This is a genomic window from Deltaproteobacteria bacterium RBG_16_64_85, from assembly GCA_001798885.1.
Classification (GTDB): domain Bacteria; phylum Desulfobacterota; class Deferrimicrobia; order Deferrimicrobiales; family Deferrimicrobiaceae; genus FEB-35.
Genome location: MGQW01000054.1, coordinates 1 through 9,886, shown reverse-complemented (window position 1 = coordinate 9,886; position 9,886 = coordinate 1). Strand labels below are relative to the sequence as shown.

The 9,886-nt window shown below is 61.8% G+C and carries 12 protein-coding genes and 1 pseudogene; 7 read left to right on the top strand and 6 right to left on the bottom strand.

The features are described 5' to 3' along the window. Window positions 1-344 precede the first annotated feature (344 nt). From A2Z13_07880 to A2Z13_07870, 3 genes are all read left to right on the top strand, one after another. Entirely contained in the window at window positions 345-539 is a 195-nt protein-coding gene (locus A2Z13_07880; GenBank protein ID OGP78427.1) for a hypothetical protein, read from the top strand. A 40-nt stretch (window positions 540-579) separates the two neighbouring features. Further along, window positions 580-795, top strand: a complete 216-nt coding sequence (locus tag A2Z13_07875) for a hypothetical protein (protein OGP78426.1) — start codon at window positions 580-582, stop codon at window positions 793-795. Window positions 796-944: 149 nt separating this feature from the next. After that, window positions 945-1,307 carry a hypothetical protein gene (locus A2Z13_07870; protein OGP78425.1) on the top strand — a complete coding sequence of 121 codons (363 nt, stop codon included), beginning with the start codon at window positions 945-947 and terminating at the stop codon, window positions 1,305-1,307. Between the two features lie 8 nt (window positions 1,308-1,315). On the opposite strand, the gene A2Z13_07865 is transcribed toward A2Z13_07870, so the two are convergent. Continuing rightward, complete coding sequence (locus A2Z13_07865) at window positions 1,316-1,825, bottom strand: peptide deformylase (protein ID OGP78424.1); 510 nt, start codon at window positions 1,823-1,825, stop codon at window positions 1,316-1,318. 13 nt (window positions 1,826-1,838) lie between these two features. After that, window positions 1,839-2,381, bottom strand: a complete 543-nt coding sequence (locus tag A2Z13_07860; protein OGP78428.1) for a hypothetical protein — start codon at window positions 2,379-2,381, stop codon at window positions 1,839-1,841. 192 nt (window positions 2,382-2,573) lie between these two features. Between A2Z13_07860 and A2Z13_07855 the strand changes: the two genes are divergently transcribed. Together A2Z13_07855 and A2Z13_07850 are read left to right on the top strand one after the other, a co-directional pair. Next, window positions 2,574-3,425, top strand: a complete 852-nt coding sequence (locus A2Z13_07855) for a 6-O-methylguanine DNA methyltransferase (GenBank protein ID OGP78423.1) — start codon at window positions 2,574-2,576, stop codon at window positions 3,423-3,425. A gap of 65 nt (window positions 3,426-3,490) precedes the next feature. After that, the gene (locus A2Z13_07850; GenBank protein OGP78422.1) at window positions 3,491-5,122 is read left to right on the top strand and encodes a hypothetical protein; all 1,632 of its coding nucleotides are present in this window, start codon (window positions 3,491-3,493) and stop codon (window positions 5,120-5,122) included. A gap of 42 nt (window positions 5,123-5,164) precedes the next feature. On the opposite strand, the gene A2Z13_07845 is transcribed toward A2Z13_07850, so the two are convergent. After that, entirely contained in the window at window positions 5,165-5,854 is a 690-nt protein-coding gene (locus A2Z13_07845) for a hypothetical protein (GenBank protein OGP78421.1), read from the bottom strand. 68 nt (window positions 5,855-5,922) lie between these two features. On the opposite strand from A2Z13_07845, the gene A2Z13_07840 reads away from it, so the two are divergent. Then, entirely contained in the window at window positions 5,923-6,792 is an 870-nt protein-coding gene (locus tag A2Z13_07840) for a hypothetical protein (protein ID OGP78420.1), read from the top strand. 12 nt (window positions 6,793-6,804) lie between these two features. After that, window positions 6,805-7,539, top strand: coding sequence for a hypothetical protein (locus tag A2Z13_07835; GenBank protein ID OGP78419.1), 735 nt, complete (start codon window positions 6,805-6,807; stop codon window positions 7,537-7,539). Here A2Z13_07835 and A2Z13_07830 read toward each other — a convergent pair. The 3 genes and pseudogenes from A2Z13_07830 to A2Z13_07820 all read right to left on the bottom strand — a co-directional run bounded on the left by A2Z13_07830 (window position 7,514) and on the right by A2Z13_07820 (window position 9,886). Continuing rightward, window positions 7,514-8,575: a hypothetical protein gene (locus A2Z13_07830; GenBank protein OGP78418.1), complete on the bottom strand. Its 1,062-nt coding sequence runs from the start codon at window positions 8,573-8,575 to the stop codon at window positions 7,514-7,516. The two genes, A2Z13_07835 and A2Z13_07830, sit on opposite strands and share 26 nt — an antisense overlap. Before the next feature lie 323 nt (window positions 8,576-8,898). Next, entirely contained in the window at window positions 8,899-9,219 is a 321-nt protein-coding gene (locus tag A2Z13_07825) for a hypothetical protein (protein OGP78417.1), read from the bottom strand. A 150-nt stretch (window positions 9,220-9,369) separates the two neighbouring features. Continuing rightward, window positions 9,370-9,886 (bottom strand): annotated as a pseudogene (locus A2Z13_07820) (hypothetical protein).

The window sequence follows — 9,886 nt, the reverse complement described above, 5'->3', positions numbered from 1 at the left end:
TCTGGCCCGGATCTTGCTTTTATAATTTATCATGTACTTCTATCCTGTATATCGTTACCGCGGCAACTCCGATGGGACCTTCGCCCGTGTGGGCTCCATAAGAGGGTACGGAGGGCCAATCGGAAGCCGGATCTATACTTCCCTGTTGCTGGAAGCAAAAATACTATTTGCCATAGGGGCGGAAGACACCATCTTGCTTGGGCCCTCTCCGATTCAAACCGATGCCCCGACATTTTCTTCCCCGGAAAGCACGGATCTTGCCGCCTGGTCGAGAAGTACGCAAAGGTCTGAGCGGAACGAAATTGGAGTCAACTGTTCCTGATGCCCTTGTTAATGGGGGTGCCATGAACGGAATCACCATCTATCGCGTGGACGGCATCACGAAAAAGGATGTCCCCGTCGGCACGGTCGAGGAGCGGCGAAAAATCGAACGCGGGGACAATCTGATCGGCCTGATGCGGGTTGCAAGAATGGTTTTCGCATCTTTGCCACGAGAGTCGTTCTGCATCAAACTGAGAGGTGCCCGTATCGCCTTCTAAGGTTTGGGAAGAAGCCGTTAAATCGGGCGGGAGGTATCCCATGCGGACGGTTACCGTGTATCGCGTGGATTACGTTCATCAATTGAAGATTCCCATCGGGACGGTGGAAGAGCGAAGAAAGAAGGATCGACCCGAGAACCTGTTGGGGCTGTTGCGAATTGCGAGGAGGATATTTTCATCCACTCCTCAAGAGGCCTTCCAGATCGCTCTTGATAAAAAATACCTTTCAGGACGCATGGCGCGAACCCCGGCCTGAACATCGGCATCCCGCCTGCGTGGCACGGGAACTCTTCATTGGGACGGGGTGTCTAATTTCCAAATTCCGATTCTTGACGAAACCCACGTGATATACTTCTTACGGATCCGCGTGCGGCCCCGCCGGGCCCTTCCGCAAGGAGGTGAGGGATGGCAATCGTACCGGCCGACCTTTTCAGCGTCATTTCGGGCATCCTCACCCTTGGGGCAAACGGGGGTGAGGAGCTCTTCCTGCCCAAGATCCATTCCGTTCTCTGCCAGATGAAACCCCACAACAGGATGCTCGCCGGCCTGTGGTTTTCGATCTCCGGCAGCGTCTGCTACTCCCGGGACATCGAAAACGTCATCCGGGATCTTGCCTCCCGGGGGGTCCTGAAAATGGAAGGCGGTTCCGTCGCCGTCGTGAAAAATGCCGCTTCCCTGCGCAACCAGCTCCGCACCATGCTGCCTGTCCGGCAATACCGGAAGCTCCTGGCAACCTCCCGGAAGTTTTACGCACGCCTGGGGAGATAGAGGCGGGCTCAGCGGTACTTCTTCCGGCGGAACAGGTCCGTCTTGAGGGAGGCCACCCGGTCCAGGAAGAGGATGCCGTCCAGGTGGTCCACCTCGTGCTGGATCGCCACCGCCTCGAACCCAACGGATTCCAGGATCACCTGCTTCCCCTCCCGGTCGAGGGCGTCTACAAGGACCCACTGGGCCCGTTCGATGTTGGCGGTGTAATCCGGGATGCTCATGCATCCCTCCCGCACGATCTGCCGTCCCCCTTTCGCGAGGATCTCGGGGTTGATCAGGATGAGAAGCCCGTGGTTCTCCACCGTCGCGCCGCGCTTGCTCGAGGAAACGTCGACCGCCACGATGCGTTTGAGAACGCCCACCTGCGGGGCGGAGATTCCCACCCCTCCTTGAGAGGCCCGCAAAGTGTCCATCAGGTCGCCGATCACCGCGGACAGCTCCGGCGTAACCAGAGCCACGGGAGCGGATTTCTGCTGCAGCAAGGGGTCGGGGAACTTTAGGATCGGAAGGATGGCCATGTCGTTCGGGGTTTCAGAGCTCCATGGTTTCGATCGGCCGCACCGTGATGGAGATGCTGAGCTCCTTCCGGATGCGGTCGAACTCCTTTTCGAGCTCCTTCATGTCGACTCCCTCGGGGACGTCCACTTCAAGGACCATCACGTAGACGGGGCGATCCTTCGACCCCACCACCTGCGTGTTGAGGTCGGTGATGTTCACCTTCCGCCGGGCGAGCTCCTTCGTGACCTTGTAGACGATCCCGGGCCGGTCCGCCCCGTAGACGGAGATGATGTGGGGCTGGCCGGTAAACGCCTTTTCGTGGACGACCTCTTCTTCCTTGAGCGCGTGGAGGGTGACCATGAGCCCCATCTTCGAACGCACCTCCTCGAACGCGGGGTTGATCTCGCCGGCGGCCATCTTCGGATGGGTGACCACCAGGATCATCGCGAACTGCCCCGAAAGGATCGTGCAGGTGGAATCCTCGATGTTGCATCCCTGTTCGAAGAGGATCCGGCTCACCTCCGCGACGATCCCCGGCCTGTCCTTTCCGACGACGCTAACCGAGAAGTGTCCCATTCCGGAATCCTCCTTCCCCGGCGATGATTTCCGGAAAATGATACCACGGCGGTAGTCCCGCAAGAGGATCATTTCCCGTCGCAAAAACGCTTGCGACGCACCCTTCTCCCGGACCGCAAGAATCGGGTTGAGTCCTCCTGCGGCCGGTGCCATCGTGGAAGTCAGGACGGCATTCCATGACGGAGGAAGACCATGCAGCCGGCCGATTACGCACGGATCGAAAAAGCGATTCTCTATCTTGAAAAAAACTTCCGCCGACAACCGGGCCTCGGGGAAGTGGCACGGACGGCTGGTCTGAGCGAGTACCATTTTCACCGCCTGTTCACGCGTTGGGCGGGCATCAGCCCGAAACGGTTCCTCCAGTTCCTCACCGCGGAGTACGCCAGGCGACTGTTGCGGGAATCGCCGAACGTGCTGGACGCAGCGTACGAGGCCGGACTGTCGGGTCCCGGACGCCTCCACGATCTCATCGTCAACATTTACGCCGTGACGCCGGGGGAACTGAAAGAGGAGGGCGCGGGCCTCACGATCCGATATGGAGTGCACTCGAGTCCCTTCGGCGAGTGCATCGTGGCGGTCACGGAGCGAGGGGTCTGCGGATTGTCGTTCCTCTCCGCAGGCCGCGCCGATGAAGCCCTCCGGGATCTCAGGAACCGGTGGGGACGGGCGACGCTCCGGGAGAACCCAAGGGCGACGAAAGCCATTGCGGACCGGATCTTCGATCCCTCGCGGTGGAGGGACACCCCTCCGTTGGCTTTGTTCGTCCAGGGGACCAATTTCCAGGTCAAGGTGTGGGAGGCGCTTGTCCGCATCCCGCCGGGATGCGCGCTTACCTACGAGAACATCGCCGTTGGCGTCGGCTCGCCCCGGGCCGTGCGCGCCGTCGGCTCCGCCGTCGCCCGGAACCCGGTGGGGTTCCTCATTCCCTGCCACCGTGTCCTCCGGAAGACCGGGGCCTTCGGGGATTACCATTGGGGGGCGGCCAGGAAGAAGGCGATCCTTGCCTGGGAAGCTGCGAAATTCCGCGACCCGTCAGAAACGTGAATGGTATACTGTGTACATTTTACGGAAAAGGGAAACGGACCGATCAAACCGAAGGAGGGAGACGGATGAAGAGGTCTGCGCTGGTTTGGATCGCCATGCTGGTTGGCGCTGCAACATACGTTCTCTCCAGCACCGCCATGGCCGTGAAGGAGTCGCCGGTCAAGGAGGAGAAGTGCTTCGATTGCCATGACGAGATCCAGGCGCTCAAGACGGGGGGGAAGCACGCAAAAATCAACTGCGTCTCCTGCCACTCCGGCACCGCGGGGCATTTGGCCGACAGCGACAAGAAACCCGTCACGCGGGTGGACCTCGAGGCGTGCGGGGGCTGCCACAAGGACCAGTACGAGAGTTTCGGCACGCTGAACCTCAAGAAGCCGGCCCGTGTGGAGAAGTCCCTTCTCACCGAGCGGTCCCCCAACCCCTTCTGGGACAAGCTGATGATGGGGCACGGCTTCACGAAGGAGCACGCCGCCCCCAGGAGCCACACCTTCATGCTCGTCGACCACCTCATCGTCGACCGGGCGTACGGCGGGCGGTTCCAGTCGAAGAATGGCTGGGGCTACGTCTCCACCACGGGCGTCCTCAAGGCGTGGGATCTCCTCGAGGACCGGTATCCCGAGTCAAAAGAGCACAAGCCTTTCATCCCCGAGAGCGCGGCGGCGGCCAACCCCACCTGCCTCCAGTGCAAGACCCAGGACCAGATCCTCAAGTGGAAATTCCTGGGCGACAAGGACTCGAAGGCGAAGTGGGACAGGACCTCGAACGTCGTGGAGTTCGTCAAGGACCTCTCCAACGCGATGAACTGCTTCATGTGCCACGACCCGCATGCGGCGAAACCCCGGATCGTGCGTGACGGCCTCATCGGCGCCCTGACCCGGCCGGAGAAGGACACTCTCTGGCACAAGGACCCGAGGGCGACGAAGATCGACGTCCGGGAGTTCCGGGGAGGGTTCCGGAAGATCGCCCTCCTGGAGAAGTACGACGCCAAGCTGCAGTGCGGGCAGTGCCACGTGGAGTACAACTGCAACCCCGGGTACGATCCGAAGACCGGCGAATATTCCATCAAGGCGGCCGACCCGAGGACGAACCACTTCCCCTTCAAGGACGTCTTCCAGATTTACGACCACTACAACGCGCTGGGATTCCGAGATTTCAAGCATCCGCTTACGGGGGGTCTCCTCTGGAAGGCACAGCACCCGGAGGCCGAAACCTACTGGAACTCCCGGCACGACAAGGCAGGGGCAAACTGCAACGACTGCCACATGCCCAAGGTGAAGAACAAGAAAGGGAAGGTCTTCACCTCCCACTGGCAGACCAGCCCGAGGAATTACGTCAGGGAAACCTGCCTGACGGCGAAATGCCACCCGAAACTCACAGAAGCGCAGGCGGCCTACGAGATCGACTCCGTCAAGAGCTTCATCAAGGGCAAGATGAGGAAGGCGGAGTTCTGGCTCTCGGCCCTGATCGACAAGATCGTGGAGGGAAAGAAGGCCGGTCTCGACGCGGACATCCTCAAGGAGGCGCAGGAGCAGCACCAGAAGGCGCACGTCCTGTGGGAGTGGTGGACGGCGGAGAACTCCGACGGCTTCCACAACCCCGACATGGCGCGCCAGTCGCTCACCAAGTCGGTCGAGGAATCGAGGAAGGGGATCAAGATCATCGCGGAGGCGCTGGAAAAGAAGGTCGCCGCGAAATAACCGCAATGTCCAGGAGGGGCGGGGGCTCTCCCCCGCCCCCGATTACCGTTCCGGCAGGGAGAAGAGGGAGTCCGCCTTCAAGATGCGGATCTGCTTCCCCCTCACCCGGATTTTCCCCTCTTCCTGCAATTTTTTCAATGTCCGGGAAAAGGTCTCGGGGACCGTCCCCAGCCGCGAGGCAAGGATGTGCTTGCTGACGTCGAGCTCGTACACCGCGCCGTCCCGGATCGGCACGCCCCCGGCGGAAAGTTCGTCGGAGAGATACCGGACCAGCCGCGTCTCCACGTCGCGCAGGGAGATGCTCTCCACCAGGTCGGTCATCCGCTTGAGCCACCTCGAAAGGGCAGCCATTATCCGGAGCGCGATCCGGGGGTTCCTCTCCAGCAGGTCGGTGAACTGGCGCTTCGGGAGGAAGACCAGGTCGCAGCCTTCGAGGGCTTCCGCGTGCGCGGGGTAGGTTCCGCCCTCGAAGATGGACGCCTCCGCGAAGGACTGCCCCGGCCCGATGAGGTGGAGGACCTGCTCCTTGCCGTCCGCCGAAAGCTTGAAGATCTTGACCCTCCCCTCTCCCACCACGAAAAAGCCGTCGGCGCGGTCCCCTTCCCGGAAGATGGACTCCTTTTTTTTGTAATGGCGCGGGGAGGCGATCTCCGCAACGCGGCGCAGGTCGTCGGGCGGAAGGTTGGCGAACAGGGGGGCTTTTCGCAAGACCTCGGGGAGAGCCGGCGTCATGGTATCATTCTCCTGTATTTTCGCCTCGGGTCAAGCAGGGACAACCGGCGGATCGGGGAGGAAACGCCATGGCGAAGATCGGCTTCATCGGTCTGGGGATCATGGGCGCGCCGATGTGCGGGAACGTCCTGGCCAAGGGGCACGACGTCACGGTGTACAACCGATCGCATGAGAAGATGGCTCCTCTCGTCGCGGCGGGGGCGAAGGGCGCCCCCTCGGTGGCCCGGCTGGTCGAGCAGGTAGACATCGTGATCACCATGCTGTCCGACCCCGCCGCGGTCTGGGAGGTCGTCGCCGAAACCGCCGGGGTCCTCTCGGCGCTTGCCGCCGGCAAGACCTACATCGACATGAGCACGGTCTCCCCGGAATCCTCTCGGGAGATCGCCGCGATGGTCCGGAAGAGCGGGGCCGATTTCCTGGAGGCGCCGGTCATGGGCAGCAAGAAGCCGGCGAGGGAGGGAACCCTCGTCATCCTCACGGGAGGCGACCCCGCTGTCGCCAGGAGGATGGAGCCGATCCTGCTTACGATGGGGAGCAAAGTGGTGTACATGGGGGAAATCGGTCTGGCGGCGCACATGAAGCTCATCATCAACCAGATGATGGGGACGCTTTTGTGCGTGTTTTCCGAGGCCGCTCTCACCGGCATGGCGGCGGGGATCCCCGCGGAGAAGATCCTGGAGGTCGTCCAGAGCTCGATCGTCGGCTGCCAGGCCATCCAGATCAAGGGGAAAGACATGCTGGGAGAGAGGGCGTTTTCGGTGCACTTCCCCTTAAAGCACGCCCACAAGGACATGCGGCTGGCGGTCCTCGCCGGGGATGCGGCGGGCGTCCCCACGCCGGTGACGGCGGCCGCGCACCAGCTTTTCGCCATCGCTCGCGAACGCGGGTTCGGCGAGCGCGACATCTCCGCCGTCCTGCGGGCGCTGACGGACAAGTAGCAGGGGGAAGCCATGAAGGAGACGTTCGAACGGTTCGTGGAAGCGTTCGAAATGTCCGAGTACCCGGTCCTTTTCGGGTATTCGGACGACCTGCCCGCGGGGACGCTCCTCCCCCCGGTGGGGGAGCACGTCTGCCTCTTTGCGCTCCTCGCGCGGACAAGGAAGGAGGGAAACCCCGTGGCGTTCTCCCGCTCGCACCACGGCTGCCTCGGCGGGGGATATTACATGGGCTTCCTCGACAAACCCCGGGAAGGGATTGAATACATCCTCTCCTGCGGGATTCCCGGCCAGATGGAGGGTAAACGCTTCCTCAAGACCCCGGAGATCGCCCGCAGCCGCATCGCGCAAGGGGGAGGGGTTCCCGCCCCGAAAAAATTCGCGTTGTTCACCCGCGCCGACCGGGCGCAGCACGGAGAGGATCCCGAGGTCGTCATCTTTTTCGCGCCCCCGGACATCCTGGGGGGGCTGCACGCGCTCGCCAACTTCGACCGGGAGGACGAGGCGGTGGTCGCCCCGTTTTCCTCCGGCTGCTGCGCCGTCGTCACCCATCCGCTGAAGGAAGGGGCGAGGGCAGACGCCCGGGCCGTGCTGGGGCTGTTCGATCTCTCGGTGCGCACGCGCGTGCAGCGGGATGTTCTGACGTTCGCCGTTCCCTACCGCATGTATTTAAGGATGGCGGAGAACGTCCCCGAAAGTTTCCTCGTTACGAAGACGTGGGGGGTTATTCGAAAACGCGTCCGGGACTAGGCCCGGGCGGACCGGATCCGTGCCGGGACGACAGGTCGCCGGCGGCGCGATACCGGGCGAGGACTTCCAGCATCGAGGGATCGAAGTTGCACCCCTGCGCCATTGCCCGGTCGAAGTGTGCGATCGACTCCCGATACGCGCCTTGCGAGAAGTAGGCCTTCGCGAGCCCGGCACGCGCCTTGATGTTCTCCGGGTTGATCTCGATGGCCTTCAAAAACTCCTGGATGCCCTCCTCCACCTTGCCCCAGGAGCAGAGAGTGGCGCCCAGGTTCCCGCGCGCAATTTCCAGGTCCGGGTCGAGGGCAAGCGCTTTGCGGTACTGGGCGACGGCATCGTCATTCTTCCCCAGCTTCTGGTAGGAGACTCCGGCGTTGTAATAGACATCCGGAAGCCCGGGACTGAAGAGGGCCGCCCGCCGGTACACCCGCAGCGCGTCTTCCTCCATTCCCCGCCGGGACAAGGCCGCGCCGAGGCTCTTGAGGTACACCCCGATCATCTCCCGCTTCCCGAGCGCCTGCAGGTAGGGACGCCCTTCGCCTACTTTGAATTTCCATGCGTACCACCGGTCGTCCCGCTCGGCGCCCTTCTCCCCCGTCTCGATGTTGATCCGGACGCCGTTCTCCTCGTACCGCGCGAAGCAGTGGGTGGGCACGTACGCCCCCTGGAGGGGGATCCCCAGCCGCTCGCCCAACGCGAGGTAAATGAACGTCAGGCCGAGGCAGTTCCCGCGCTTCTGCGCGATCACCCGGTCCAGGAGGTAATTATTGGCTTCCCCGGCGGCGGAATCGTAGACGAACCCTTCGTCGCCGAAAAGCGCCTGGTTGATGGCGGCGATCGCCCGGCGCGGCTCCCGCGCGCCGACCAGGGAGGCTGAAACGCGCCACGCGATCCGGTCGATCTCCTTCTCGACGAATCCCGCATCCATGGTGCGGCCCGTCAGTTTTCGGACCCCCTCGCCGGAAGCCAGGAAAAGCACCGGTAAAAGGGAGATCTCCGTGTCGGGCCGCCGCGAGATCCTCTCCAGGCTTTCCTGCATGGACTGCGCATCGCCCTTCGCGGTACCGGCGGCGCGGGCAAAAACGAGGGACGGACCGGCCAGGGCGGAAAGAGTTACACCCAGGGAAAGGAGAACGCAAAAAATATTTGGTTTACTGCGCAACACCGCATCGCACCTTATGGACTCTCCCCTCGGGAGGCGGAAGATTTTTTATTATAATCATCCGGTTTCCCATCCACAAGGTAAGGGATTTTTCTCCGATCAGGAATTTTTCTGCGATCAAGGAAGGGCCGGCGTCTTCCGCCGATCACCGCCGGGACGCCGGCCCTGTTAGACGACCCGACCATTACCTCAAGTAAGTCCTACGGGCCGCCGGTTACGACGCCCTCCTGAAGTTTTCTTTCGATGTCATCCCCGAAGATCACATTGGATTCGAATCTCTCTGCCTCCGGCAGCCTGCCGGTTTCCACGGCCTCCTCCTTCTGGTAGCCGGAGGATTCCATCCCCTCCTTCGGCTGCTCGGAGGCTCCCAAGGTCCCTTCCGGATTTGCCGATTCCGATCTCATCGTTTCACCAGGCTGCGAGGATTCGGAATGATACCCCCATCCTGCCTGGGCGGAGCTTGTTGCGATAACGAAAAATGCTCCCAGGACTGCCATTGCCAGAAAATATTTCCTTTGCATATCCCCACCTCCGTATTTCCCGGTTTCCCGTTCCCGCACGACGCGGCAACGGATCGTTGGGGATAGGATGAATCTCGTAACGTGGTGGTTCCTCCCGCGGGAAAAAGTCGGAGGTGGTCAATTGCATCTTCCCGTAAAAAATTGAGGTCCCTATTTCATGTTGATCCCGAACTGATACCCTCCGTTTCCATCCGTGGAAGTCGAGACCATCATGTCCTTCCCAGCGTTCATGAGGCCGCTGTAGGTTTGAGCCATCACCTGGTTCATCATTCCCCCGCCCATGCCGATTCCGTTCATGGTGATAATGCCAGAGGCAGTCATCGAGAACGAACCCGCCTGCAGGGAGAACGCGCCCATCCGTCCCATCATGTTGCTGAACGTTGCCTGGCCGGTGGAATCCATCACCATCTGGCCGAAATTCCAGTTCGTATCGTTCGGGTTGCCGGAGATTACGCCGTGCTGCATCCAGTCCCCCGCGAGATCGGTCGTATCATAGGACACCCCCGCGGCTGACCTCATCAGGACCATCAGGTCGTAATGCCCGCTCGCGTCGGTTTTCGTGAGAACCATCATATTCTTATCCTGGGACATGACGCCGTGGACGGTGTTGTCCCCGGAGGAGGTGACGATCCCGTTCCCTCCCATGGACACAAGGAAAGAGCTCCCG